Consider the following 26,931-nt stretch of genomic DNA (forward strand, 5'->3'; position numbering starts at 1 on the left):
GCCGATTCCTTCGTCGGTGTTCGATTTTCTTACTCTCGCCCCTGCTCAGGTCGCTTATCGGCGTCCTCGGTGCCACCCTCGTCGGAATCCTCGGCGCCACGCTCGTCGGCATGCTCGCCGGTCTCGTCGCTGCCCTGTTCCCCGGCCGTCTCACTCACCGATTCCTCGGCCTCGTTCCCGACGTGCTCCCCGCCTTCTTCCGCAGGCTCGCCCTCGTCTTCCCACTCCTGCCGTGCTTCGTTCTGCTGCTCGCGCGCGGCGATGACGTCCGCGGTGCGCGACAGCCCCGGCCAGGCTTCTGGCCGCGAGTTGGGCAGCATGGCGTGCAGCGCGAGCCGGTAGAGCACCGCGCGCAGGGCGAGCTGCATGAAGTCCGGGATGTGGGACCAGCGGTCCAGCAGGGCGTCCTCCCCGTTGCCCCAGGCCATCGCGTCGACGACGAGCAGCGCGACCGACCAGCCCGTGGGATGCCACGCGGGCACCAGGTCGGTGATCGCGGGGTCGGCGGCGCCGTCGAAGATCATGCAACCAATGACGTCGCCGTGCACCAGCTGGTCCTCCGCCGTGATCTCGGTGCGCAGTGCGGTGATTTCCACGGCCTTGGCCAGCGCCTCGGCGATGTCCTTCCGGGGCACGGCGGTGGCGTCCATGGCCGGGGCGATCCACTCCTGGGGTTGCTCGGCGAAGGCGGCGGCATCCGCGGCGGCGAAGATCTCCGTCTGCCCCCACGTGCCCGTGAGCTCCGGAGGCGCCAGGAACTCCGGTCGTGGCAGGCCGCGGAGGGATTCATTAATGCGCAGTGCGGCGGCGGCCATCTCGTCGAAGCGGGGCGCGCGGTGCCCGGAGAGGAAGGTCCGTGCCCGCCACCCGGAGACCGTGTACCGGCCGTCGGTGGAGAGCATGGGGCGCGAGACGCCTACCCCGGCGGGCCGCATCTTCGCGGTGGTTTTGGCGATCCAGGACGCACGCATTGGCTCCTCAGCCAGGGAGATCACCGCGCGATCACAGCGCCAGCCATATGACCACGGCTGATCCAGCTGGACGGGGTTATCCACGTGCGCGTGGAAGCCGTTGAGGATGTGGGCTGGCGGCGGGGTTCCCAGCGCGCCAGCAGGGCTAGCTGCGCCGGGGCTAGCAGCACCGGCAGAGCGACCAGCATCACGGGCAGAGCGGGCGTCATTCACGGCGGGTCACCTCTTATTGTTCTTCCGCAACCGGGTAGGGCCACGGGTTCGCGCGGCAGGTGGAGTCGTTTTCCCCGTAGATGTCCTCGTTGCTGATCTCCCGGAGCACGCGGTTATCCACGCTCAAGGTCTGCTGCATCATGATCGGAGCGAGCTGCCCGTCCTTCGGGCAGGGCTGGTGGGCGGCGAAGCCGATGCCGTGGCCGACCTCGTGGTTGATGACGTACTGCCGGTAGGCCCCGAGGTCCCCCTGGAACGGGATTGCGCCTCGAATCCAGCGGGATTCATTGATGACGACCCGGTTGCCGTCGGAGTAGAAGCAGCTGGTCTCCAGCTTGAAGGTGTTGCCGCAGACCTCGTGGGTGTGGTCCTGGGAGGCCAGCTGGATCCGCAGGTCGGGTTCTTGACCCTCCGGCAGTTCACCGGCTGCGACGTGCTGGAAGGCGAACTTCCCGCGCCCGGTCCAGCCGCGTGGGTCGGAAAGGATCGCGTCCACCGTCGTGGCGAAGGCGTCGTCCCCGCCGAAGGCGGCGGTGTTGATCGTGTCCTCGATCTCGACGGTGTAGGTGAAGAGTTTCCCGTCGCCGACCTTCGGGCCCGGGGCGCCGACGGTGCGGAAGTTACCGCTGCTGTTCTCGGTCACCGGTCCGCCGGGCGGGAGCTGCCCGGTCGGCAGGTCGCCGTAGCCCGAGCCGGGGACGGGGCCGGCCGCGCCGTCGGCGGGGTCGTCGCTGTTGTTGGTGGCTGTCACGTCGGTGGCGGCGTCCTCCCTTGCCCCGCGGAGGGCGTCGACGAGGACGAGCAGACTGACCAGCGAGAGCACCGCGACGATCCCGATGCGGACGCGGGGGTCGCTGAAGTTGAGCCAGTGAGCCCCCTGCCCCTGAGATCGTCGGTCGATCCGGGGCGGGGTGCGGGCATGGTCGGGTTCGGGTAGAGCGAATTCCTCGCGGCGCGCACGCCGGTGACGGGGCCCTTCTTGCGTGTTCTCGCTACCCGTGCCCTGGGGGTTATTCACCTCGCTCAACCTCTATCTGCCCTTCAAATGGATCAGATGAAGCCCACGGAGCGCGGCTTCTCGGCGCCGACCTGGATGTAGGCGATCTGCTCGCGCAGCAGGACGGTCTTGGTGCCGCGGGCGTCCTCGACCACGGTGGTGGTGGCGGTGCCGTCGGTCAGGAAGTTCTGCAGCTCCTCGACGAGTTCTGCCTGCTTGACCTCGTTCTTATCGAGGTCGATGGCGAGCTCGCGCTGGGAGTTAATGAAGCCGATCTTCAGTTGCATGCTTGTCGATCTCCGTCCGTTGGTTCTTGAAAGATCTGGCGCACTCGGCGGTGCGCTAATGTGACCATCATAGTACTGCCTTGTTTTAGGGAGGTTCCGACCGTGCCAGCGCCCCATCTCCCCTCCGATGGTCACTCGGGGGCTGCCCCTGGGCCGACGTTCCGCTCCTTGGGGGTGGCAGCCGAAATCGCCGAGGCTTTGGAGCAGGCGGGGATGCCCACGGCGTTTGCGATCCAGGAGCTGACCCTACCGATCGCGTTGCGGGGCGATGATCTGATCGGTCAGGCTCGCACGGGGATGGGCAAGACCTTGGGTTTCGGCGTGCCGTTGTTGGACCGGATTTTCGACGACGCCGGCATCACCGAACTCGATGGCAGCGTTCGCGGCCTCGTGGTGGTCCCCACCCGTGAGCTGTGCCTGCAGGTGGCTGAGGACCTCACGCTGGCCACGGCGAACCTCGTGATTCCGGCGAACGACCACCGGGTGACGGTCACACCAATCTATGGCGGGGTGGGCTTCAACCAGCAGATCCGGGCGCTGAGCCGGGGCACGGACGTGGTGGTGGGCACACCGGGCCGCCTGTTGGATCTGCACCGCCGCGGTGAGCTGGAGCTGTCCGGGGTGGAGGTTCTGGTGCTGGACGAGGCCGATGAGATGCTGGATCAGGGCTTCCTGGACGATATTCGGCAGATCATGTCGCTGACCAGCCCGGACCGGCAGACTATGCTGTTTTCCGCGACGATGCCAGGGCCGGTCCTGAGCCTGTCGCGGGAGTTCATGAAGCAACCGGTGATGATCCAGGCGGACTCCACGGCTGCGGCGGATACGCACGAGCGGGTCACCCAGATCGCGTTCCAGTCCCACAAGCTGGACCGGATGTCCACGCTCTCCCGGATTCTGCAGAGCCCGGGCCGGGGCCGGACGATCGTGTTCACCCCGACGAAGCGGCAGGCCGCGATGGTCGCTGAGGACCTGGCCGCCTGGGGCTTTAGGGTCGGCGCGGTGCATGGCGATATGCGCCAGGCGGACCGCGAACAGTCCCTGCAGCTGTTCCGGGATGGTGCGGTGGACGTCATGGTCGCCACGGACGTAGCTGCCCGCGGCATCGACGTCACGGATGTCACCCATGTGGTCAACTACCAGGTCCCGGAGGACGAGCGGACGTATGTGCACCGGATTGGCCGCACGGCGCGCGCTGGTAAGGACGGCACCGCGATCACGCTGGTCGGTTGGGATGAGGTGCCCCGGTGGGATCACATCAGCGAGGCGTTGGGCTTGGGCCTGCAGGACCCGCCGCAGTGGTTCTCACAGTCCCCTGAGCTGCTAGATGTGCTGGGGCTACCCACGGACGGGGAGCTGAGCGACCGAGTGGGGCCGAATCGTCGGGTTGCTGGTTCGGCGGCGGCGACGGCCCCGGCTCGGCGTTCCCGCGGTGGTCGCGGTGAGCGCGGCGCAGGGGCTGGTTCGCGTGGCCATAGGGTTGCTTCGCGTGGCCACGTGTCTCGTAGCCACGGTCCGAGCGCGCAGGGCCGAAGCCGTAGCGAGCGCGGTCGGGGTGGGCGCTCGCGCGGCGGGAACGGCGGGGCAAAGAACTAATGGCGCCTCACTCCCCCGCCCAGACCACATCAACGCAGCGCCGCTGGCCCCGCCCGGAGCGGGCCTCGCGCAAGGATTACCTCGCGGTGGGCGCAATCATTCTTTTCCTCGTGGTGGTGCTGGTCACTAGCTGGTGGGGATCGGACGCGCGCCGGGTGGACCGCACCCAGGCCGCCACTCTATCCGCCCCGGCGGCGGCTGAGGCCGCCCCGACAACACTCCGGGAGCTGTGGCGGGGAACGTCCCCGCAGACGGTTGCCCCGATCCTACTTTCCGGTGGTGTGCTCACCGCCGAGGACGATGTGCTGTCCATGCATGATCTCCGCTCGGGCGAGGTGGCGTGGACCTACGACCGCGGGCTGCCACTGTGCGATGTGACTTTTAGTAACGAGCGGATCGTCGCGATCTACCGTGGCTCGAAGGGCTGCGGGGATGTGGTGAGCCTGGCTGCGAGCACTGGCGACTACGCCCACACCCGTTCGGCGTTGGCGCAGGATGCCGCCACGGCGCTGCGTTCGAATGACTCCACGGGCATCGTGTCCCCGCACCGGGTGGAGCTGTGGCGCAGCGACCTGGTGCGCACCACGGAAGTGGGCCGCCAGGAAACACCGGTGAAGAAGGAGGAGCAGCGCTACGCGGACTGCCCGTTTACTTCTGCCCTGACCCGCACCGAGCTGCTGGCGACAACCCAGCACTGCGAGGGTGAGGACAAGATCCTGCTGCGGTTGCTCAAGACGAAGCCGGAGCGCTCGGATGTGCCGGAGGATCTCCACACTTTCTACGTGCCCAGGGATGGGCAGTTGGTGGCGATCGCGCAGCACCACGCGGCGGTGTACGCACCGAAGGGCGCCCGTGGTGATGGGAAGCCGGAGCTGATCGTGGCCAGCGATTCCGGCGAGGTCAACCACTACCCGATGCCCGCCACCCCGGCGCTTGCTGGCACTGCTCAGGACACCCCGGCGCTGCCGGTCACGGCGGACCTGCCGCACAATATGACGTGGTGGACGGGCGATGCCGTCGTCGGCTTCCACCCGACGAGCCTGGCCCCGGAGTTCACGGTGCGCGGCGCGCTGGGCGCAGGCGCGAACATGGCCGACCGCCTGCTGGTGCCCATCGAGGACGGCATCCAGGTCTTCGACACGGAACACAAGAAGGCCGAACGGACACTCCCTGTTCGCCGCGACGGCCTAGCTGCTGGCGCGCCGGTGCACCTGCGAGTCAGTGGTGGCTTCGTGGTGGAGCAGCGTGGCGACGAGCTCGTAGTGCTCGGTTCTTAGTCGCGGTAGTGGTCCATCGTCCACCAATTGATCGCGGTGGGGTTGAACAGCAGCGCGAGCCCAAGAATCAGGACCAGCGTGGTGGGAACGGCCAGTTCGGGACGGCCGGACCGGAACATGTAATAAGCCACCGGAACCAGGCAGATCTGCAGCATGACCACCGGGCCGCGCCCCCAGGAGCGTCCCCGATAGAGGAAGTAGCCGCAGACGGCGACGGCCCCGAAGATGAAGAAGAACCACAGGGCGGTGCCGTAGCCGCTGATTTTCGCGGTGGGGTCGTGGAAGCCTTGGGCTTCGCGGACGACGAGAAAGATGCCGAAGGCGATGCCGATGAGGCCCTGGATCAGGCCGTAGAGGCCGGCGTATTGGATGACGGTGGGCGGCTTGGAGTAGTTCTTCGGGGAGCTCATGCCGATGAGTCTAGCCTTAGCGAGCTCGCTTCCCATTTCTGGCCACTCTGCTCTCATGGAAGGCCCCACGAAGCCTCGGCGAGGAACCGGCCGGTCCGCCCAGCAAGGGCGTGACTACCTAGCACTGAGGCACACCTACGTCACTCGGAGCCATTACCCAAATCGAAACAGTGTGAGCTTGGTTACATTTACTGGGTTAACTCTAGGCAACCTGGGAAATACATGCCATACTCCTTGATGTAACCGCGAAGGCGGTGGGGGAACAACAGCCTGCCCACGTTTATGTTGTGGTCCTTTGGTCATGCCATAGCGCGGGTATTGCAGTGCCACTTTCCTGGCGCTCATGTTCATTCCGCACCGCCCGACCAGCCCTTACCCCGCGATTCTTCGCACCCCAGCGTTGCACTAAGGCTCCGCGAGGCCATGTTCGCCCCTCCCCCGGGGCACCAACGACGACACCATCGGCCCCGCACACAGACCGCTCACAGGCGGCCGACGCCAGCAACCATCGGGACGCTCCAAAGGATCGCAGTTAACCGCCCGTTAACCTTTCTGCCGGTTCCCCGCCGGCAGAGACCTCCGCCAGGCCACCCCCGTGGCATGCCGGACCGCTACGACCGCCCGATAGGCATGAAAGGACTTGATCATGGATTGGCGCCACAAGGCTGTCTGCCGCCAGGAAGACCCCGAGCTGTTTTTCCCAGTTGGTAACTCCGGACCGGCTCTCGCCCAGACTGCGAAGGCGAAGCTGGTGTGCAACCGTTGCCCGGTGACCACGGATTGCCTCACGTGGGCAATCAGCTCCGGCCAGGACGCCGGCGTGTGGGGTGGCATGTCTGAGGACGAGCGTCGCGTGCTGAAGCGCCGCAACAACCGCGCTCGCACCCGCGCCCGCGCGAACGCTTAATAGTTCCCGCTGCCCCTGATTTCCGCTGCCCACTGCTGGGCGGATAGACTATAGCGGTTAAATAAATTTCATTGCCCGATCGCTGCGCCGGCTACTCCCCTGGGAACGCTGGTGCACATGCTTTAAGGAGAATTCATGAGCAAGCGTGGCCGTAAGCGCAAGGACCGTCGCAAGAACAAGGCGAACCACGGCAAGCGCCCAAACGCATAATGCCGATCACCCCACGCTGGGGTGTCGCCGAACGGGCCCGGGAGTTTTCTCCCGGGCCCGTTTTTCTTTCCCTAATCCCTGTCAGTCGGCCCCGCCGGCACCCCCTCCGACTGAACTTTAAACCCGCCCCGGGCTGCGCCCCCTCTGTGCCGGATGCCTAATCCGGGGAGTTCTTGCTACCCGCGGGAGGTTCGGTAGACCACCCTCAGCTGGGTGGTGATGCGGCTACGCAGCTCCACTGGGGCGGCTTGGGCGCAGCGAACTCGCAGCAGTTGACGGATTTCGCGTTCCACGCCGAGTTTCTCCACGCAACTGGGGCAGTTATCGAGGTGCTCCTGCAGCTGCGCCCGCAGGTTTTCGTCACATCCGCCATCGACATATTCGTAGAGGACGTCCACGAGGTCCCGGCATTCGATGTCGCGCCGAGGGGTGCCTGCATTCGGCTCAACGTTGTCACTCATTGTGCTTCTCGCCTATCCCTTCGCCTTGTTTTCTTCTTCGACGCCGATGCCGTGTTCCGCGGCGACGTCCTTCAGTTTCTTGCGCAGCGCCTTCCGGCCCCGGTGGAGGCGGCTCATGACGGTGCCGATGGGGACGTCGAGGATCTCCGCGATCTCCTTATAGGCGAAGCCTTCGACATCGGCGTAGTAGACCACCATGCGGTAGTCCTCACTGATGTCCATGAGCGCGTCGATGATGCGCTGGTCGGGGATCCGCTTGAGCGCCTCGATTTCCGCGGAAGCGAGGCCGTCCGGGGTATGGGACATCGCGTCGGCCTGCTGCCAATCGGTCATATCCTCCGCGGAGGATTCATAGGGTCGGCGCTGCTGCTTGCGGTACTCGTTGATGTAGGTGTTCGTGAGGATGCGGTACAGCCAGGCTTTGAGGTTGGTGCCAGGCTTGAAGGACCGGAAGGCTTGGAAGGCCTTGATGTACGCATCCTGCACGAGGTCCTGCGCATCGGCGGGGTTGCGGGTCATCCGCAACGCCGCACCGTAGAGCTGGTCCAGCAGCGGCAACGCGTCGCTTTCGAAGCGGGCGAGCAGCTCCTCGTCGGGCTCCTCGGTGCGCAGCGTGGCGGCGCGCTGGGGGGTGGGGGAACTCATGTTCTCCTCTCTGCTGGGTCAATAATTCCAACGTGGTGTGGAACCATTCTATTCCCCGCGCGACCAGCGCTCTCCTACAGTCCAACCCTTAACGCGCTCTTTAGGGGTGCCTAAGCGCAAACCTCAGATCTTGAATTCCTTCGTGTGGCAACGAACACGCTTCGAACTGCGGTTTTAAGGCTTTTTGCCCACATTTACAATTGTTTTCACACCCTGAGGGCAGTATAATTCTTGCTGTATTCTAAGGAGATTTTGCGCTTCAAGTGAATCAACGCTGCAGATGCAGATTTGGCCTTAGATAGCCCCCAACTGTGTATCTCCGCGCTGCGGAAGTACTGGGGCATCATCGTCTTCAAGGAAGGATCGAGGAATGAACTCCTCTCAGAACAGGGTTTCGCGGCGTCACGCACGCACAGGTGTTGCCGCACTGTCCGCCATAACCCTCGCGCTGGGCTCGCTCAGCATCTTCTCCCACGGCGACCTCGCCCCTGAGGCCACCGCCGCAGAACTCTCCGGCGGCATCCGCGACAAGTCGGGCGCGGTAGAGAAGGACGCCCAGAAGGCCTCCGACCTGCCGGCCGGATCGTGTGTTGTTCAGGCAGACAACTCTCAGCAGGGCAGCCAGGCTGGTTTCAGCTGGTATACCTCTGAGCCGAGCGCGAGCAGCCCCAACAAAACCCGGTGGGGCTTGAGTGTGGCCTTCGATAACTCGAAGGACCGCACGTTTGCCGATTGGAACTTTACCAATTCAGGCCTCATGAGTGCGTACCTCGATGCGGGACAGATTCCCTCTATGAATGCTGGTCAGACCTTTGTTGATAAGAAGGTTACGCAAAAGGCTACAGAAGCCCTTGCGATCGATCGCAGTGGCCGACAAACGAACCTTAACCTCAACGCTGAACTGACCGATGCGAAAGTCAAGCAGTTCGCTGAGGCCACTGCCTCGAACCCGGTACGTTACGCCTGGCAGGGCGACTATAAGCAGGAAAACCCTCAAGGGCCAAGGGCCACCCAGGGGGGGCAACGCATCGTTTGACGCCCTCGTGAACCCGTGGCCGAGCGAGAACATCGAATGTAACCCGATCACGGTCTCGTGGGAGAACTTCGAGAAGCACGTCATCGTCCCTGGCGCGGAAATCAAGGTCGGCAAGATCAACATCCCGGCTGTGACCGGCCAGGGCACGGATGATTCCATGTCCCGCATGGTCGTGGAGGCCTACGACGGCAACGGCAAGTTCATCGGCACCACCGACCCAGCGGCGTCTGGCGGCACCAAGAACCTGCGCATCGACGAAACAACCGGCGAGATCTACTTCACCTGGCCTGAGTACCGCGGCACCGACCTGGCTACCGATAAGAACGTGAATTTCTCCGTTCTTGCGAAACCGCGTAGCGTAGACGAGCTCAAGGCTGCAGCTAAGAGCAACAATGAGTTTATTGAGCATGACGCAGCCTTCAACAGCTCCAACTCGCTGACCCGCTACAACAAGGCGAACGTCATCGACTCCAAGGCATTCTCCTTGGATGACACCGAGTACCACTCCCCGAAGTACGACAAGACGGACGCCACGATTATCTCCGGCGTCGATAGCGCTACCGGTCCGATTGCTACCGAGCCGCAGAAGGTCACCTTCACCCAGACCCCTGACCTGATCAAGGACCTGGCGAAGAAGAAGGCAGACGGCGGTTACGAAGCCAAGGTCACCCTGGACGAGAAGTACGTCTACGAGGGCTGGACCGTCGAGATGGACGAGAACTACAACGTCACCGTCACCGCTCCAGAGGACCCGCGCCCAGGCACCTTCGCGCGCCCTGTGATCACGGTGGAGTACTCCAACGGTTCCACTGACAAGCTTGAACTCCTCGTAGTTGTTGACCCGAACAACACCCAGGTCACCGATCTGGTTCGCCCTGGTCTGACCAAGGGCAAGATCGGGGCTGACCTCACGGCCCAGGTGGGTACCAAGTCGATCATGAAGGGCTACAAGCCGGTTCACCCGGCGAAGTTTGAGATCGACGAGTCCACTGTGCCTGAGGGCTGGACCGTGACGGTCGACGAGACCGGCAAGGTCACCGCGAAGGCTGACGACACCGTGGCACCGGGCACGATCATCACTCCGAAGGTCAAGGCAACCTACCCTGACCAGACCACGGACGAGATTGAGGTCCAGTTCCAGGCGATCGTGGAAATCAAGATCCCGACCTACGACACGGTGGCCGGCCAGCCGAACGCGAGCGTCAGCCTTACTCCTGAGATCCCGGAGCGCGGTCTGAGCGGTAACACGACCGATGAGGCCCCGTCGCGCTACACCTTCGAGGACGGCACCAACCAGACCACCCTTACCAGCAAGGACGGTAAGACCTGGACCGTCTACGTTGACGAGAAGACCGGTGAGATTACGACCACGATTCCGAAGGGTGCGCAGGAAGGCGACATCCTCAACGTTCCGGTCCAGGCTCACTACAGCGATGAAGGCAAGCAGAAGCCACAGACCGTCGTTGGCACCGTCGTCGTTATCAAGGGCGACATCAAGGCGAACTACAACGTTCAGGCCACAGCTCCGGGCCAGGAAGTTAAGCACCAGGTTGAGGACACGCCTGACGGCTCCACGTTCTCCTTCGGAAACAAGAATGGTAAGCCGGTTCTTTCTCAGGAAGTCAACGGCTGGAAGTACACCATTGACCCGAAGACCGGTGAAGTTTCCTCCACCCCGCCGGCCGATGCTAAGCCGGGTGACAAGAACACCGTCACGGTGACCGTTAACGCTCCGGGTGGCTTGACCACTCAGGCGCCTGTCACCACCGTGGTGAAGCTGACCAACGCCTGGGAAGCCGAACCGTCCTACCCGGTACAGACCGTGTACCCGGGCGAAACCGCAACGCTGCCAGTTGCACTGGAGAAGCCAGACAACGTCAACGTCGCGGAGGAAAACCCATACAAGTTGGGTGAGATTCCTGCCGGCTGGAATGTCAGCATTGACGACAATGGCCAGATCACCGCAACCGCACCTGAGGATGCGAAGCCAGGCGATCAGGTCAAGATTCCGGTTACTGTGACCTACGAGGACGGCTCTACGGATATCACCTATGCTGTGGTCAACGTCCTCGGAGTGCCTGAACGCGAGGTTCCGTTCAAGGTCGAGTACAAGTACGACGACACCATCCCTGCCGGCGAGTACAAGGTTGAGACCAAGGGCAAGCCTGGCAAGGAGAAGATGAAGAAGGACGGCACCTGGGAGCGCTCCGAAGAGCCTCAGAATGAGATCGTCGTCATCGGCACCAAGCCTGCTGAGAGCGCCAAGGAAGTCACCTGGACGGTTCCGATCCCATACCCGACCGAGGTTCGCGAGAACCCGGACCTGAAGCCTGGTGAAACCCGGGTTGTTCAGGAAGGTGAGAACGGCGAGAAGACCTTCACCGCTAAGTTCACCGCTTCGGGCGATCAGGCTGAGGTCGTCGAGGAAGAGACCACCAAGGAGCCTGTCAAGCGGATCGTCGAGTACGGCCCTGGCATTGCTCCGAGCGAGCTCGTGACCAAGATCGAGAAGCCGATTCCGTTCGAGACCAAGGTGATCTTCGACGACACCCTCGAAGCCGGAAAGCAGGTTGTTGACCAGAAGGGTGAGGTTGGTACCGAGGTTGTGACCTCAACTCAGAAGCTCGTGGACGGCAAGCCGTCCGGCGACCCGGTCGTAACCTCTGAGCGCACCAAGGAACCGACCGAGCAGATCATCCGCGTGGGCACCAAGACCACCGGTACGAATACCGAGTCCATTGAGACTGAGGTTCCGTACGACGTGAAGGTCGTCTACGACCCGAGCCTGAAGCCGGGCGAGTCCAAGGTCACTCAGGAGGGTAAGCCTGGCAAGAAGAAGGTGACGATCGAACGCGATATCGTCAACTCCAAGCCGGGCGATCCAAAGATCACTGAGGAGATCATCGAGAAGCCGGTTGAGAAGATCGTCACCGTCGGTACCAAGCCTGCAGAGGCGACCAATAAGGCAACATGGGTTGCGCCGCTGCCGTACGACACGATCGTGCGAGTGAACCCGGAGTTGAAGCCGGGAGAGATGAAGGTCGTCCAGGAGGGTGAGTACGGCGAGAAGGAATTCACCGCCGACTTCACTGCAAAGGACAACACCTCCACGGTGAACACCACCGAGAAGGTAACCAAGAAGCCAGTTGCGCAGATCATCGAGTATGGTCCTGGTGTCAATGACAGCGAGGTCGTCACCAAGACTGAGAAGCCGGTTCCGTTCGAGACGGAGATCATCTTCGATCCGAATCTGAAGGCGGGCGAGCAGGTCGTCGATAAGCAGGGCGAGCTGGGTACTGAGGTTGTCACCTCCACCCAGAAGATCGTGGACGGTAAGCCTTCCGGCGAGCCGACCGTGACCACCGAGCGCACCAAGGAGCCGACCAACGCGGTTATCCGCGTCGGCACCAAGGCTGACCCTGTTTCCGAAAACGTCGAGTGGACTGAGAAGACTCCATTCGAGACCGAGATTCGCGTAAATCCGAACCTGCAGCCAGGCGAGACCAAGGTTGTCCAGGAGGGCACGCCTGGTGAAATCAAGCACACCGTCAAGGTGACCGTCGATAACGGCAAGGTGAACAAGGACGAGTCCACTGAGAAAATCAGTGACCCGACTCCGCGCATCATCGAGGTTGGCCCAGCTAAGGGCGTTGAGACTGAGCTGACGGATAAGCACACGGAAGAAATTCCGTACGATACGCTCATCGAGTACGACCCGAACCTCGAAGCCGGCAAGGTTGTCGAGGATCAGGCTGGCAAGACTGGTTCGAAGGAGATCACCAAGACCTGGAAGCTGGTCGACGGCCAGCCGGTAGGCGAGCCCGAGACTTCCGAGACGGTGACGCAGGAAAAGCAGGATCGTAAGATCCGCGTGGGCACCAAGTGCAACTGCGAGACTCCGGCCCCAGAGCCGAGCGAGCCAACGGACCCAACGGAGCCGACCAAGCCGACCAAGCCGAGCGAGCCGACGGACCCAACCGAGCCGACCAAGCCGAGCGAGCCAACGGAGCCGACCAAGCCGAGCGAGCCGACCGACCCGACGGACCCAACCGAGCCGACCAAGCCGACCGAGCCGACGAAGCCGAGCGAGCCAGGCAAGCCGTCTGAGCCGGGCAAGCCGAGCGAGCCGGGCAAGCCGTCTGAGCCAGGCAAGCCGTCTGAGCCGGGCAAGCCGAGCGAGCCGGGCAAGCCAGGTGAGCCGGGCAAGCCAGGGGCACCGAGCGAGCCAGGCAAGCCGTCTGAGCCGGGCAAGCCAGGTGACAAGAAGCCAAGTGAGCCTGGCAAGCCGGATGACAAGAAGCCGGGCGAGCCAGGCAAGCCAGGCGAATCCGAGAAGCCGAGCGAGCAGCCAGCCGCTCCGGGCAACTCGGGTGGCAGCTCCGGAACCTCCGGCAGCTCTGCCCAGCAGGGCAGCCAGCCAGAGCAGGCCGAGTCCAGCAGCCAGTCCGCACTGGCACGCACCGGCGCAAGCATCGCCATGCCAGCCGGGATCGCAGCACTGCTGATCCTCATCGGTACCGCGCTGATGACTCTGCGCAAGCGCCTGTACTAAACAGCGCACCCAGGGTCAGCGCTGAGGCCACCCGGCCTCAACACTGACCCAACATAGAAGCGGCGGGAGCCGCGGGGACCACCCCGCGCCCCCCCGCTTCCGCATCCCCCCCCCACAAAAACGCACCACTCCCCCTGCACCCCGCCACAGCTCCCCGGCAGGCGGACCCCGTCCTCACCCCGCTCCTTAGACCCCGCCCTCAACCCCTGCGCATCGGACTACCGGCCGATCAAATGCGGCCCATTATTAGCCACATTGCCGACCGCCTTATCCGCCTTCCCGCTCACCAGGCCACCCAACCCGTGCCCGGGCGGCCTTACTGCCATCTCCCGCAGCGTCGCCTCATCCCCCGCAAGCCAGCGGCGCACCTCATCGACCGCGTGGCTCGAGCCATCAGCGCGCCCCTCGCCATAGCCTCCCACAGCCCCCTCGCCCGGCACCAGCACCCGTGGCATCCGGTGATGCAGCCACTCCAGCTCCGGGGTAGCTGCCGTCGTCACCATCGTCGCGTACACCACCCCATCCACGGCCTTGCACAGCCCCGCAATAAAAATCGGCTCCCCACCGGCGTGCGTGAACCAGGGCTGCTTCCGCCGATCCCCCGGCGCGGGATCTTCATCGGCAGTCCACTCGTACCAGCCATCCATGATGAACACGCACGGCTCCGAGCCCGCGAAGGTCGGCTTGTCGAAAACCGTCTCCCCGCGGGCGTTAAAGACCGTCTTCGGCGGATAGCCCCACACCGCCGGCCCGAGTGTGGGCACCCCGCGAAACGGCCGCAGCACCGGCACCGTGTGGGTGGGCGCGATGTTGTAATTCTCCCGCGGCCCCTCCCCGACCATCGCGACCCGCTGCTGCCCGGTCCGGCGCCGCACCGCACCAACGAGCTGCTCGGGCGTGCTGAAAAGGACATAACGGCCACACATGGGACCCATTATCCCCAAAAAATGAGAGACTAGAGCCATGTCGACTAGCACCCACCCCACCTGGCCCGCCCCCACCGCACGTGGCCCCGTCACCGCGACGGTGCCCGTCCCCGGTTCCAAGTCCATCACCAACCGCGCGCTCGTCCTCGCAGCGCTCGCTGACGGGCCGGCCACCATCACCAACACCCTGATCAGTCGCGACACGGAGCTCATGCTCGACGCGCTGCGCACCCTCGGGGTGGGTGTAGAAATCCTAAGCTCCGAGGGGGCGGCTGCCACCGTGCGGATCACCCCGCCCGTCCAGTTCACCGGCGGGCACGTCGACTGCGGGCTGGCGGGCACCGTCATGCGCTTCGTCCCACCCATCGCAGCACTAGCCACCGCCCCCGTCAGCTTCGACGGCGACCCCCAGGCACGCCGCCGCCCCATGGACCAGACTCTGGACTCCATCCGCGGCCTGGGTGCCAGCATCGGCGAGGGCACGGACGCCACCGAGCCGAGCTCGGACACCGCTAGCCTGCCCTTCACCGTCCTGCCCGCCGCGAGCAACACGGAGCAGGGCTCCGCAGGGTCTACCACCCCAACCGGCGGCGAGGTTCGCATCGACGCCTCCGGCTCCAGCCAGTTCGTCTCCGGGCTGTTGCTGGTCGGCGCCCGCCTCGCCGACGGCGTGCGCATCGTCCACACCGGCTCCTCCGTGCCCAGCAAGCCCCACATCGATATGACGGTCGATATGCTCGCCCAGGCGGGCGTCGTCGTCGAAACGGGTACGGAAGAAGCCACCGGCAACCCGACCTGGACCGTCCAGCCCGGACCCATCAAGGCTGTGGACTGGGTGATCGAACCGGACCTCTCCAACGCGACCCCGTTCCTCGCCGCGGGCGCACTGACCCAGGGCGCGGTCAGCGTCCCGCACTGGCCTGCCACGACCACCCAGCCAGGCGACCAGATCCGCCCCATCCTGGAAGCCATGGGCGCGACCGTCACCCTGAACGAGGGCACCCTGACAGCCAGCGCCACCGGCCCACTGCAGGGCGTGGACTGGGACATGGGCGACATCGGTGAACTCACCCCCACCGTCGCAGCGGTGGCAGCCCTGGCCACCACCGAGACCCGCCTGCGAGGCATCGCGCACCTGCGGGGGCACGAGACCGACCGCCTCCACGCCCTGGCCGCGGAGATCAACGCGCTCGGCGGGAACGTCGCCGAAACCGAAGACGGCCTGCACATCACCCCCGTCCCCCTGGCCGGGGCCCGCTGGCGCTCCTACGCCGACCACCGGATGGCCACCGCCGGCGCCATCATCGGCCTGCTGGTCCCCGGCGTGGAAGTCGAGGACATCGCCACCACTGCCAAGACCATGCCCGGCTTCGAGCACATGTGGACCCAGATGCTGGACGGCACCGACACCACCGCTGCCAGCGGCAACGGGGAGGCCTAAACGATGGCACGCTACCAGTGGGATGAATCCGACGTCCGCGTGCGCCCCAACCGCCGGGGGTCGCGGCCCCGCACCAAGCAACGACCCAAGCACAAGGACGCCAAGTGGGGCATGGTGATCTCCCGCGACCGGGGCCGTTGGGGCGTGGTTCTCGACGAGACCGGCGTGGAAGTCACCTGCATGCTCGCCCGGGAGATGGGGCGCACCCCCATCGTCGTCGGCGACCGCGTGGGTGTGGTGGGCGATACCTCCGGCCGTAAAGACACGCTGGCCCGCATCGTCCGCCAGGCCGAGCGCGACACCGTGCTGCGCCGCACCGCGGACGACACCGACCCCTACGAGCGCATCGTCGTCGCGAATGCGAAGAACCTGCTGATCGTCACCGCCGTCGCCGACCCACCACCGCGGGCCGGGTTCGTGGAGCGCGCGCTGATCGCCGCCTTCGTCGGTGGTCTGCAGCCCGTGCTGTGCCTGACAAAGACCGACCTGGCCGACCCGGAGGCCTTCGCCGCCGAGTTCCGGGAGCTCGACGTGCCCGTCCACTACACCGGCACCAGCAACGACCTCGCCGAGCTCACCGAGGTCATCACCGGCGAGGTCTCCGCCCTGATCGGCCACTCCGGCGTGGGTAAGTCCACGATGGTCAACCGGCTGGTGCCGGACGCCGACCGGGAAACCGGGGACGTCTCCGGGGTCGGCAAGGGCCGCCACACCTCCACCCAGTCCGTCGCCCTGCCCCTGCCTGGTGGCGGCTGGATCATCGACACCCCCGGCATCCGCAGCTTCGGGCTGGCCCACGTGGACCCGGACACCGTGGTGCAGGTCTTCGACGACCTCCGGGAAGTCGTGCAGGACTGCCCCCGCGGCTGCACGCACCTCGGCCCACCAGCGGACCCGGAGTGCGCGCTCGACACCCTGGAGGGCGCCTCCGGGCGCCGGGCCGCCGCGGTACGCCGCCTGCTGACCGCCCTGCGCAGCAACAACGAGTGGGAGCTTCCCTTCGAGACGGAATAGCCCAGAGAAGGTCAACAGAAGGAACAAGCCCGCGCACGCTGCCTCAATGGCGGCGCACGCGGGCTGTGGCTTGCCGCGTAGCTGCAGTAGCTCCCGTACCTTTCAGTAGCCCCCGCTACATCAGATCGACGAGCACCCCCAGCTCCTTGCTGTCGTACCAGCTCATGAGGTTATCCTCGCAGTCCCCCAGCGCGAGCTCCGCGTCCTCATCCCCCAGATCCGCATCATCGATGCACTCCTTGGCCCGCTGCGTGGCGGCTTCCGCATCCTCGTCATCCGTGTGGATCGCGCGCAGCTGCTTCAGCTCCAGCTGAGCAGGGTCCACGCGCAGCACGGAATCCCCGCCAGTCGGATCGGCGGTGAGGTTGGCGTCCGGAATATCCGCAGCCAAGACGACCCGGCGGTTCGGGAAGGCCTCCTCGGCACCGGAGGCGTCCTCCGTCGCCAACAGCCGCAAGGACGCACGCGCGGCGTCCAGGAAGGCCGTGTACTCCAGCTCCTCGTCGTCCCCGGAGGTGTAGAAATCACGTACCGCCTGGGTCAGCCCGAACACCACCCCGGAGCGGATCGGCAGCACACTATCGCGGGCGAAATCCGCGAGCATCGAGTGGGTCGCCGGGATGAAGACGCGCATCCTAGAACTCACCCTCCAGCTCGAAGATGTTCTGCACCTCGACGATCATCCGGTCGAACTGCTGGTAGTACACGCCGATCATGCCGGCCTCCACCGCACCCTTGACGTTGATGATCGAATCATCCACCAGCACCAGGTCATTCACCGGCAGCTCCAGGCGGCTCGCGACCTCCTGGAAGATCTTCTCGTCCGGCTTCTCGACGCCAACCTCGCCGGAGAGGACGACGGTGTCCACGTAGCCGTCCTTCTCCCACTGACGGATCGGATCAGAGGAGGCATCATCCGGCGCGTTGGAGACGATGGCCACGGCCAGGCCCTCCTCGCGGACAGCGCTCAGCAGCTTGCGCCAACGGCGGCGGTCTTCTTCGGCTCCATCGAGCACACCATTATGGTCAACAACTAGTCCTCGCATGCCCTATATTCTGCCATTTTCCGGCACGGGCGCGCAGCCCTCGGCTACGCTGAGGTCCACAGTCTGCGTGCATCGGGGGGATGCGCGGGACACAGCGTGGGGACGAGGGGGAAAGATGACGAGCCCAACACTGACTAAACCGGGGAGCACGCCCGCGAAAAAGCCGAAGAAGATCCCGCCGCTGGCGTCCAGACCGAAGCCGGGATACAACTACCTGCGCGTCCCCGCGGGGCTGCAGGCGGAGGGGCCAGCGGCCCGCTTTCTCACCACAGCACCTGTAGCTCCAGTGGCTAGGCCGGGTGCGGCAGAGTCTAGGAAACCCCACCGGGAACCGGGAGCTCTGCCGGCAAACGCCGCGGCGTCGCCGTCGTCGCCGGTCAGCAACCCGCAGAGCACCCCGCACAACACCGTGGACTTAGGTACCCTGAGCCGCTGGATCGTCCTGTGGCTGGAGGCCCGGGAGGGCCGCCGCGCGCCGATGAGCCTGCGTCGCGGGCCCTACTCCCCGGCCGTCATCGAGGACCTGCGCCGCGCGAGCAGCCCGGCCACGGGTGGTGCCCGGCTGCTGCGGGTCCACGCCCAGAAAACCCGCTTCGGGCAGATCCGCTTCTCCGCCTCCGCGTTCTACGACGGCCGCGTGCGCGCCATCGCGGGCTTCCTCGACGACGGCGAAGGCCGGCACGGTACCCGATCCCCGCAACGTTCGCGGGGCGAGCTCCGTGCCGGCCTGTGGCGGGTGGAACACATCCACCTGATCTAGTTAGCCGCCGATGGTGTGCTCCGGCTTGGCGTTCTCGTCGCCATGGCCCTCGGCCGGGTCCTCCACCTGGAAGGCGCCCGCCTGGGCGAGCTGCGTGCGCACCAGGAAGAGCTGACGGATCGTCTCCTCGCGGATGCCCTCCTTCATGCGGTTGAACATGTCGCCACCCTCGCGCTGGTACTCCACCAGCGGGTCGCGCTGCGCCATCGCGCGCAGGCCGATGCCCTCCTTGAGGTAGTCCATCTCGTAGAGGTGCTCGCGCCACTTCTGGTCCACGACGTTCAGTAGCACGCCGCGCTCCATGCCGCGCATCTGCTCCTCGCCGCCCATCTCGATGACGGCGTCCTCCAGCTTGTCGTACTGCGCGTTCGCATCCGCCAGCACGGCCTCCAGCAGCTGAGAAGAGCTCAGCTCGCCCGGCTTGCCGTACTCACTGCCGGAGATCAGGGACTCGTAGCTCATGGTCGGGCCGTACAGGGACTGCAGCGCCTGCCACAGCTCGTCCAGGTCCCAATCCTCCACGTACCCCTCGGCGGTCGCCGCGGTGACGTACGCGGTGACCGTGTCCTCCAGCATCCCGCGGATCTGACGCTGCACGTCCTCGCCTTCGAGGATCTGGCGGCGCTCGGCGTAGATCACCTTGCGCTGCTCGTTCATGACCTCGTCGTATTTCAGGACGTTCTTACGCATCTCGAGGTTCGCGGCCTCCACCTGGGACTGCGCGCCCTTGATGGCGTTGGTGACCATCTTCGAGTCGATCGCCTCGTGGTCCGGGATGTTCAGGCGAGTCATCATCGCCTCCATCGACTGGCCCACGAAGCGGGTGATCAGGTCGTCGCGCATGGAGAGGTAGAAGCGGGTCTCGCCCGGGTCACCCTGACGCGCGGAACGGCCGCGCAGCTGGTTATCGATGCGGCGGGACTCGTGGCGCTCCGTGCCCAGCACGTAGAGGCCACCGGCCTCGCGGACCTCCTCGGCCTGCTGCTTGGACCTCTCGCGGGCCTTGATGATCTCCTCATCCCAGGCCTCCTGGTAGGCCTCCGGGTCCTCCACCGGGTCGAAACCGCGCTCGCGCAGATCCTGGTCGGCGATGATGTCCGGGTTACCGCCCAGCACGATGTCCGTACCACGGCCGGCCATGTTCGTCGCGACGGTCACCGCACCCGGCAGACCAGCGCGGGCGACGATCTCCGCCTCCTGCTCGTGGTACTTCGCGTTCAGCACGTTGTGCTTAATGCCGCGGCGCTGCAGCAGCTTCGACAGGTACTCGGAACGCTCCACGGAGGTGGTACCGACCAGCACCGGCTGGCCCTTCTCCACGCGCTCGGCGATGTCCTCGGCGGCTGCCTCGAACTTCGCCTCCTGCGTCTTGTAGATCAGGTCCACGTTATCGACGCGCTGGTTCTCGCGGTTCGTCGGGATCGGGGCAACATCCAGCTTGTAGGTCTGCTTCAGCTCGGCCGCCTCGGTCTCCGCGGTACCGGTCATGCCGGACAGCTTGTCGTAGAGGCGGAAGTAGTTCTGCAGGGTGATCGTCGCGAGAGTCTGGTTCTCGTTCTTGATCTCCACGTTCTCCTTGGCCTCGATGGCCTGGTGGATGCCCTCGTTGTAGCGGCGCCCGTCCAGAATGCGGCCGGTGAACTCGTCGACGATCATGACCTCGCCGTTGCGGACGATGTAGTCCTTATCCCGGATGAACAGCTCCTTAGCCTTGATGGCGTTGTTCAGGTAGCTGACCAGCTGGGAGTGCTCCGGGGCGTAGAGGTTATCGATGCCAAGCTGGTTCTCGACGAACTCAACACCCTCCTCCTTCACGCCGATGGTCTTCTTCCGCTCGTCGACCTCGTAGTGGATGTCGCGGGTCAGGCGCGGTGCGATGCGCGCAAACGCGGTGAACCACTGGGAGGAGCCCTCCACCGGACCGGAAATGATCAGCGGGGTGCGGGCCTCGTCGATAAGGATGGAGTCGATCTCATCGACGATGGCGTAGTGGTGGCCACGCTGCACCAGGTCGTCGAGAGAATGCGCCATGTTGTCGCGCAGGTAGTCAAAGCCGAACTCGTTGTTCGTGCCGTAGGTGATGTCCGCGTTATAAGCCTCGCGGCGCTCCGCCGGGCGCTTCTCGGAGAGGATCACGTTGGTGCTCAGCCCCAGGAAGTGGTGGACACGGCCCATCCACTCGGAGTCACGCTTCGCCAGGTAGTCGTTGACGGTCACGACGTGGACACCCTTGCCCTCGAGGGCGTTGAGGTAAGCGGGAAGCACACAGGTCAGGGTCTTGCCCTCACCGGTCTTCATCTCCGCTACGTAGCCGAAGTGCAGCGCGGCACCGCCCATGACCTGCACCTTGTAGTGCTTCTGGCCAAGCACGCGCCAAGAGGCCTCACGGGCGGTAGCGAAGGCCTCGAGCAGGATGTCATCGAGCTTCTCGCCGTCCTCGAGACGCTTCTTGAACTCGTCCGTCTTCGCCCGGAGATCCTCGTCGCTGAGTGCCGAGTACCCATCCTCTAGCTCGAGAACCTGATCGGCAATCTTGTCGAGCCGCTTGACGGCACGACCCTCGCCCCAGCGCAAAATCTTGGATAGTCCTAGCACGACCTGCTCGTCCTTTTCTTCGTTTTCTACGTCTCGTACGTTCGTTGTCTAGCTTCGACGCATGATCAGCCCATCATTCTACTCTGTTGGATGGGGCTGACGGCAACACATAAAAACTCGGGGCGGCCACACGGCTCTAGGCTTCGTGGCCACCCCGAGTTCAGGAGTTATCCGCTAGTTATTTTCCGGCTTCAGCGTGATGAGGCCGTAGTCGAAAGCGTGGCGGCGGTACACCACGGAAGGCTGCGAGTTCTCCTCGTTAACGAAGAGGTAGAAGTCGTGGCCCACCAGCTCCATTTCGCTGAGTGCCTCGTCGACGCTCATCGGCTTCGCGGAGTGGGTCTTGGAGCGCACGACCTGACCCGGCTGGAACTGATCCTCGTACGGGTCGACGTCGTACTTGCCCGGCTTCTCCTCCTGGTGCGGCTTTGCCTCCTCGACCAGGGCGGCGGTTGCCTCGCCCATGCCGACCGGCGCGCGGTGGCCGGACTTCGGGGTCTTGCGGCGTACCTTCACCTTGCGCAGGGAGCGCTCCATGCGGGCCAGTGCGACCTCGAGCGCGGCGTAGAAGGAGTCCTCCTTCGCCTCGGCGCGGGCGATGTGGCCCTTGCCGGACGCGGTGATCTGGATGCGATCGGACTCATCCGCGCGGCGTGGGTTGTTCTCGTGCTTGAGCTCCACGTGGAAGTACGTCAGGGTCGGGTCCAGGCGCTCGATCTTGGCCAACTTCGTGTTGACGCGCTCCGCGAAGTGCTCTGGCACCGTGACATTGCGACCGGTGATCTCAACCTGAGCGTTCGGCACAGCCTGCTCCTCAGCCTGGAAATCAGCCTTCTTGTTGTCGGTCGACATGCTCACCCTCCTGGTTCTTTCGCTTCAGACCAGCGACGGAATTACCGCTGGCTGGTAACGAATGCTTCACCCGCAACTATACCGATCCGCCACCCCGGCTGCAGCGTACTTTCAAACCCCTGGTGGAGCTTTTTCGCTATGCGTGGCAGACCGTCAGCGCCGCCCGGACGCGCACGCCTCGGGCCGCCAGCGCCAGCGTCAGCTGGGCGATCGTCGCCCCGGTCGTGCAGACGTCATCCAGGATCAGTACCTCCCCTCCCGCACGGTTGAATTCCGCCAGTTTTCGGACGTCACCTCGGTGCAGCCGCAGGTTCTCCGCCAGGGAGGCCCGCCGCTGCAGCCTGCTCAAGCCCACCGCGTCCGGGGCGTGGTCGTCCAGCTCGGCGATTGCCACCACCTGTATCCCCGGCTGCGTGCGCGCCAACTCCCGGGCGGCCGCCGTGACGATATCCCCGCCCCGGGCCTTCGCCGCAGCCCGGCGCGTGGGTGCTGGGACAACGGCGACGGGACGCAGCCCTGGGTGCGGCAGCTCTCCCCCTGCCGCGAGGTATTCCACCGCACCGGCCCACACCCGGCCGATCACCTTCGCGGCGGGTGCCCGCATGTGGTCCTTGGCCGCGAGCACGATCGCCCGGTGTGCCCCGCCGTAGGGACCGCAGGCGAACACCGGAACGCTCAGCACCTGCGGATCGATCCGCTGCGGGGCCACTGTGAGCTCGAGGGCGCAGTCCGCGCACAACGCCGAGCCGGCGAGCTTCCCCGCAGCCGCTGCGAGCCGCCCGCAGCACATGCAGTCGTTACGCAGCAGCAGGTCCGCCGCGGCCTGGGCCCAGCCCCCAGTAGACATGTAGCCCCCTCTCAAGTCCCCGTACTCCCCCTTGTTGTACCCCAGCGCCGCCTCAGAGTTCTGGGTTTTATTGCCAAAGGCTCTCGGGCGGGACGCCCGCGATCGCAGCTCGCTAGTGGGGAACCACCGGGATCGCGCGTTGCCCCTCCAGCCCCGGCACCTCGCGCCAGTACTTTGGGTCAGAATCATCGCGGTTCAGCATCACCAGAGCCCGGCCATCCGTGGCGTACAACGCTTGTGGCGTGGACGCCACCGCCACCACCGGGGCCGCGATGTTGCGCGCAGACTCCTGCCGGGCCATCGACCCATCCACCGCCAGGTGCCACACCGGGGCGTCGTTGGCTCGGGTGCCAACCAGCAGGGTGCCATCGTGCTGCCAGCCCACGGAGACAGCGGTGTCTCCCAGCTGGTAGCCGATCTCCTCCAGTTCACCCAGGCGCACCCCGCCGCGCTCGCGGTCGTGCAACACCGCGACGTACACCTTGCCGTCGATCAGCAGGGCGGCGCGCACGCCATCGCGGGAGACCCGGAACATGCTGATCCGGGCGTCCGGCCCCAGGCGTTCCACCGATTCGGCGTCCACGGGCTCCTCCACGAGGTTTCCGGTACGCCCAGAGTTCACAAAGCGCTTGATGTCCTGTCCATCGGCCACCGTGTACAGGGCGTGGGCGTCCCCGCTCCACGACGGGCGGGTCAGGGACTTCGCTTCCAGCACCTCCTGTGGTGCTCCCTCCGATTTGCCCACCAGCAGGCGGCGCGGACGGTCGCCCATCCCCGCGACCGCTGCAAACATGTTTTCCTGGTAGGAGACCGCTAGCGACTCGATGTAGTTCGACGCCAACCAGCCGCCCATCGGCACTGCGCCGACGTTGGACTCGCTGAGCTCGCGCACCTGGCCACCGGAGACCGCACGCAGCGTCGCCGCAGCGCTGGCACGCGGGTCAAACTCAGAGACGTCGTTGACCCGCCACGTCTCCCCGATCTCCTCGGAGAGCAGGGTGCCATCTGCAATCAGCCGGTACGGGCCGCGCACGTCCGCCCCCGCCAACGTCCACACGACCTGGGCTCCCAGCAGCCGGCGAGCTTCGGGGTTCAGCCCGGTCAGGCCGGTGAACTCCACCTCGAACTCGCCATCCTCGGTCCGCTGGGTACGCACCGTCGCCGTTGGTGGGACCAGCGAGTTCACCGCATCGCCCAGCAACGAGTTCGGCCCATTGTTCAGCAGCGAAACCAGCGAGGCCCCAGTGGACTGCTGGTGGGTGTACACCCACCGCCGGTCGGGCACCAGCATCGAACCACGCGGGTTAACGAAGTACAGGTCCCGGGCCTCATAGGCGGAGAAGAAGTCCGCGCGGTCCAGCACCACCGCATCTCGCAGGTTGGAAATCCGCCACTGGCCCCGCTCCTGCACCATCTCGTAGGTTGTTTCATACCCCGTGAACTCCGGGGTAAACACTCCCCCTGGGGAGAGCGTGCCCAGCACATTGCCGCGCACCCGGTAGGTGACCTTGCCGTCGCGCATCGCGCCATCGGAGTTGATGAAAACACGGTCCAACACCTTCGTCTTGCGTTCCGGGTGCCACTGGTCCGCCCGCTCGGCGGTGAGGAACTTCCGGGCCGCCGCGTAATCGCTAACCGGATGGGCACTCGCCGCAAAGAAGTCACGCAACAGCAGGTCGGAGGGCTGGTTGTCCTTCGGCTCGACGACGTCCTCCACGTCCGGGGCGGGCGAATAGGAACTAATCACCTCCGGGGCGGAATCCCCGGGCAACGTCGTGCATCCAGTGGCCACGAGAGTTCCGCTGGCCACCAGCGCGGTGCCGATCAGTTTGAGCTTCCTCACGATTCCTCCCCTTCCGGTCGCTGGGCGTCATCACCGCTGATCAGCCCCGGCGCGTGGTCCGTCGCCTGCTCACCAGGTTGATCCGCCGATGTTCCGAGAGCAGGAGCCTCGTTCGCCCCAGTGGCCTGGGTGTCGGAGTCTTCGGATTCCTCGGCCCGACGCACATCCTCCTGCGGCTCTTCGTGCGCTGGCTCGTCTGCGTCGTGTTCGATCGCCGCTGTCACGACCAGCGGCAGCGGCGAGGTCCCTACCGCTGAGCCCGCCTTACGCGGCACGGTCAGACGGAAGCAAGAGCCCACCCCGGGCTCGCCAATGGCGTCCAGCACACCGCCGTGCAGCTTGGCATCTTCCCTGGCGATCGCCAGGCCCAGGCCCGTGCCACCCGTGCGGCGTTCGCGGGATGGATCCGAGCGCCAGAAGCGGTTAAACACCATCTCTTCCTCGCCCGGGTTCAATCCCACCCCGTGGTCTGTGACGGTGATCGCCACATTGCGCTCCGTGGCTGCCAAGGCCACCTCCACCGGGTGTCCCTCAGAGTGGTCCACCGCGTTGGCCAGCAGGTTGCGCAGGATGCGCTCCACTCGACGAGAATCCACCTCGGCGGTGACTGGCTCCTCCGGCAGGTCAAGTCGGAACTCCACGCCCAGGTCCTCGGCAAGGCCGCGGACCTGCGCCAACGCGGAGTGGACGACACCGCGCATATCGATTTTCTCCGCCGAGAGGTTCGCCTGGCCCGCGTCGTGGCGCGAGATTTCCAGCAGGTCGCCCAACAGCATCTCGAAACGATCGAGCTCTTTGTCCATCAGCTCCGCTGCACGCGCGGTCAACGGGTCGAGGTTCTCCGCGTTGTCCTTGATGAGGTCCGCGGCCATGCGCACGGTCGTCAGCGGCGTGCGCAGCTCGTGGGAGACATCCGAGGTGAACTGGCGCTGCAGGGAGCCAAACTCCTCCAGGTTGCGGATCTGCGCAGACAGCGACTCGGCCATCTCGTTGAAAGAAATGGATAGGCGCGCGACCTCGTCTTGGCCATCCACGACCATGCGCTCGCGCAAGTGACCGGCCGCGAAGCGCTCCGCAATGCGGGATGCGGAACGCACCGGGACGGTCAGCTGCTGGGCGAAAACCCACGCGATGACCACCAGGAGAACCAGCAGCACGATCGCGCCCGCCAGCAGCAGACCGCGCATCAGGTTCAAGGTGTTTTCCTCCGCGTCTAGCGGCATCACCAAGTAGAGCTCGATGCCAGACACATCGCTGGCCACGGGCGTGCCGATGACCAGGGCCTTGAAGGTCTGCGTGCCCTCCGTCATCGTCGTGTACTGGTAGGAAACCTGCCCCTGCTGCACGAAGTTGCGCAGCTTCGTCGGGATCACCGCTTCCTGCGGCACCCGGACCTCGTCGCCAGCAGAAGAGCTCGCCATCAGCACCGGCTCGTAGACCGCGGAATTGGCCTTCGCGGTGGAGCCGGAGTCCGCCAGCACCGCTCTGGCTGCGCTAAGCCGCACCGGAAGCGGGTTCGAGGTATCCGTGGCGGCGATTTGTTCCTCCACGGTGGCGCGTGCCCGGTGGATCTCCTCGGTTGCCGAGGAGTACTTCGCATTCAGCAGCTGCTGGTTCAAAAAGCTGATGAGAACGAAGCCCAGCGCCAGAATGACCAGCACCGAGGAGAGGAAAACTGAGCCAATCACGCGCACCTGGATCGAGGTGCGCCACTTGAACAGCAGGCGGTACCACAGGCTTTTCGCCGTGGCGGCAGGATGACGCAGCGCGGAGCGCCACGTGGGCCTCTCCGGACCCGACTCCGGCGCGACCTCAAGCTCCGAGGACGCCCCTGCCACAGCGGCCTCTGCCCGTGGCACGCCCTCCCCAGCGGACGCTGCCGGAGAGGCACTCTCCCCCGGCTGCGCTACGCGGTCCACGCCCGCGGTCAGCGCCGAGCCAACCCCGTCAGCGCGCACTGGCGAGCCGGCCGGGCGGCGCGACTCGGTATCAGTCAGCGCATCGGGCTCGGCCGGGCCATTCGGCGGGACGGGGTTGGGCATAAG

22 protein-coding genes are annotated in these 26,931 nt (G+C 65.3%); 8 read left to right on the forward strand and 14 right to left on the reverse strand.

The genetic code is table 11. The features are described from left to right. Positions 1-29: 29 nt before the first annotated feature. From QP413_RS02205 to QP413_RS02215, 3 genes are read right to left on the reverse strand one after another with little or no spacing between them, the layout of a single operon-like run. Positions 30-1,184, reverse strand: a complete 1,155-nt coding sequence (locus tag QP413_RS02205) for a TIGR02569 family protein (protein ID WP_284780377.1) — start codon at positions 1,182-1,184, stop codon at positions 30-32. A gap of 13 nt (positions 1,185-1,197) precedes the next feature. After that, a complete protein-coding gene (locus QP413_RS02210; RefSeq protein WP_284780379.1) occupies positions 1,198-2,202 on the reverse strand; it encodes a DUF3152 domain-containing protein in 1,005 nt (334 codons plus the stop codon). Positions 2,203-2,234: 32 nt separating this feature from the next. After that, positions 2,235-2,468, reverse strand: a complete 234-nt coding sequence (locus QP413_RS02215; protein ID WP_070761653.1) for a DUF3107 domain-containing protein — start codon at positions 2,466-2,468, stop codon at positions 2,235-2,237. Between the two features lie 102 nt (positions 2,469-2,570). Here QP413_RS02215 and QP413_RS02220 point away from each other — a divergent pair, with 102 nt between their 5' ends. Further along, positions 2,571-4,064: a DEAD/DEAH box helicase gene (locus QP413_RS02220; RefSeq protein WP_284780380.1), complete on the forward strand. Its 1,494-nt coding sequence runs from the start codon at positions 2,571-2,573 to the stop codon at positions 4,062-4,064. Beyond that, positions 4,064-5,341 (forward strand): hypothetical protein, encoded by a 1,278-nt coding sequence (locus tag QP413_RS02225; protein ID WP_284780381.1) that lies wholly within the window; start codon positions 4,064-4,066, stop codon positions 5,339-5,341. Before QP413_RS02220 ends, QP413_RS02225 begins: the two co-directional genes overlap by 1 nt. Here QP413_RS02225 and QP413_RS02230 read toward each other — a convergent pair. After that, a complete protein-coding gene (locus QP413_RS02230; RefSeq protein ID WP_231837727.1) occupies positions 5,338-5,751 on the reverse strand; it encodes a hypothetical protein in 414 nt (137 codons plus the stop codon). The two genes, QP413_RS02225 and QP413_RS02230, sit on opposite strands and share 4 nt — an antisense overlap. A 646-nt stretch (positions 5,752-6,397) precedes the next feature. Here QP413_RS02230 and QP413_RS02235 point away from each other — a divergent pair. Next, positions 6,398-6,658 carry a WhiB family transcriptional regulator gene (locus QP413_RS02235; RefSeq protein ID WP_012359749.1) on the forward strand — a complete coding sequence of 87 codons (261 nt, stop codon included), beginning with the start codon at positions 6,398-6,400 and terminating at the stop codon, positions 6,656-6,658. Between the two features lie 386 nt (positions 6,659-7,044). On the opposite strand, the gene rsrA is transcribed toward QP413_RS02235, so the two are convergent. Together rsrA and QP413_RS02245 are read right to left on the reverse strand one after the other, a co-directional pair. Next, on the reverse strand, positions 7,045-7,329 hold the full coding sequence (gene rsrA / locus QP413_RS02240) for a mycothiol system anti-sigma-R factor (protein WP_015381348.1): 285 nt from the start codon (positions 7,327-7,329) through the stop codon (positions 7,045-7,047). A 12-nt stretch (positions 7,330-7,341) separates the two neighbouring features. Continuing rightward, positions 7,342-7,974, reverse strand: a complete 633-nt coding sequence (locus tag QP413_RS02245; protein WP_284780382.1) for a sigma-70 family RNA polymerase sigma factor — start codon at positions 7,972-7,974, stop codon at positions 7,342-7,344. A gap of 370 nt (positions 7,975-8,344) precedes the next feature. On the opposite strand from QP413_RS02245, the gene QP413_RS02250 reads away from it, so the two are divergent. After that, positions 8,345-9,010: an adhesin domain containing protein gene (locus tag QP413_RS02250; RefSeq protein WP_284780384.1), complete on the forward strand. Its 666-nt coding sequence runs from the start codon at positions 8,345-8,347 to the stop codon at positions 9,008-9,010. A 7-nt stretch (positions 9,011-9,017) separates the two neighbouring features. After that, the gene (locus tag QP413_RS02255; RefSeq protein WP_284780386.1) at positions 9,018-13,562 is read left to right on the forward strand and encodes a G5 domain-containing protein; all 4,545 of its coding nucleotides are present in this window, start codon (positions 9,018-9,020) and stop codon (positions 13,560-13,562) included. Between the two features lie 218 nt (positions 13,563-13,780). Here the strand turns inward: QP413_RS02255 and QP413_RS02260 are convergent, their stop codons facing one another. Further along, positions 13,781-14,488: an SOS response-associated peptidase gene (locus QP413_RS02260; protein WP_015381346.1), complete on the reverse strand. Its 708-nt coding sequence runs from the start codon at positions 14,486-14,488 to the stop codon at positions 13,781-13,783. A 37-nt stretch (positions 14,489-14,525) separates the two neighbouring features. Between QP413_RS02260 and aroA the strand changes: the two genes are divergently transcribed. Together aroA and rsgA are read left to right on the forward strand one after the other, a co-directional pair. After that, positions 14,526-15,929: a 3-phosphoshikimate 1-carboxyvinyltransferase gene (aroA, locus tag QP413_RS02265; RefSeq protein ID WP_284780387.1), complete on the forward strand. Its 1,404-nt coding sequence runs from the start codon at positions 14,526-14,528 to the stop codon at positions 15,927-15,929. Positions 15,930-15,932: 3 nt separating this feature from the next. Then, positions 15,933-16,943 carry a ribosome small subunit-dependent GTPase A gene (gene rsgA, locus QP413_RS02270; RefSeq protein WP_284780388.1) on the forward strand — a complete coding sequence of 337 codons (1,011 nt, stop codon included), beginning with the start codon at positions 15,933-15,935 and terminating at the stop codon, positions 16,941-16,943. Between the two features lie 115 nt (positions 16,944-17,058). On the opposite strand, the gene QP413_RS02275 is transcribed toward rsgA, so the two are convergent. Next, a complete protein-coding gene (locus QP413_RS02275) occupies positions 17,059-17,577 on the reverse strand; it encodes a hypothetical protein (protein WP_012359741.1) in 519 nt (172 codons plus the stop codon). Between the two features lies 1 nt (position 17,578). Then, the gene (locus tag QP413_RS02280; protein ID WP_070758707.1) at positions 17,579-17,989 is read right to left on the reverse strand and encodes an HAD family hydrolase; all 411 of its coding nucleotides are present in this window, start codon (positions 17,987-17,989) and stop codon (positions 17,579-17,581) included. Between the two features lie 115 nt (positions 17,990-18,104). Between QP413_RS02280 and QP413_RS02285 the strand changes: the two genes are divergently transcribed. Next, on the forward strand, positions 18,105-18,749 hold the full coding sequence (locus QP413_RS02285) for a hypothetical protein (RefSeq protein ID WP_284780390.1): 645 nt from the start codon (positions 18,105-18,107) through the stop codon (positions 18,747-18,749). Here QP413_RS02285 and secA read toward each other — a convergent pair whose 3' ends face one another. The 5 genes from secA to mtrB all read right to left on the reverse strand — a co-directional run bounded on the left by secA (position 18,750) and on the right by mtrB (position 26,928). Then, on the reverse strand, positions 18,750-21,344 hold the full coding sequence (secA, locus tag QP413_RS02290) for a preprotein translocase subunit SecA (RefSeq protein ID WP_284780393.1): 2,595 nt from the start codon (positions 21,342-21,344) through the stop codon (positions 18,750-18,752). A 174-nt stretch (positions 21,345-21,518) separates the two neighbouring features. After that, a complete protein-coding gene (gene raiA / locus QP413_RS02295; protein WP_012359737.1) occupies positions 21,519-22,196 on the reverse strand; it encodes a ribosome-associated translation inhibitor RaiA in 678 nt (225 codons plus the stop codon). Positions 22,197-22,332: 136 nt separating this feature from the next. Further along, positions 22,333-23,043 carry a ComF family protein gene (locus QP413_RS02300; protein WP_284780395.1) on the reverse strand — a complete coding sequence of 237 codons (711 nt, stop codon included), beginning with the start codon at positions 23,041-23,043 and terminating at the stop codon, positions 22,333-22,335. A gap of 112 nt (positions 23,044-23,155) precedes the next feature. Continuing rightward, the gene (lpqB, locus tag QP413_RS02305; protein WP_284780396.1) at positions 23,156-24,886 is read right to left on the reverse strand and encodes an MtrAB system accessory lipoprotein LpqB; all 1,731 of its coding nucleotides are present in this window, start codon (positions 24,884-24,886) and stop codon (positions 23,156-23,158) included. Continuing rightward, the gene (mtrB, locus tag QP413_RS02310) at positions 24,883-26,928 is read right to left on the reverse strand and encodes an MtrAB system histidine kinase MtrB (RefSeq protein ID WP_284780398.1); all 2,046 of its coding nucleotides are present in this window, start codon (positions 26,926-26,928) and stop codon (positions 24,883-24,885) included. The genes lpqB and mtrB overlap by 4 nt, the downstream gene beginning before the upstream one ends. Positions 26,929-26,931 lie beyond the last annotated feature (3 nt).

It is taken from the genome of Corynebacterium sp. UMB4614 (assembly GCF_030217065.1).
GTDB lineage: Bacteria > Actinomycetota > Actinomycetes > Mycobacteriales > Mycobacteriaceae > Corynebacterium.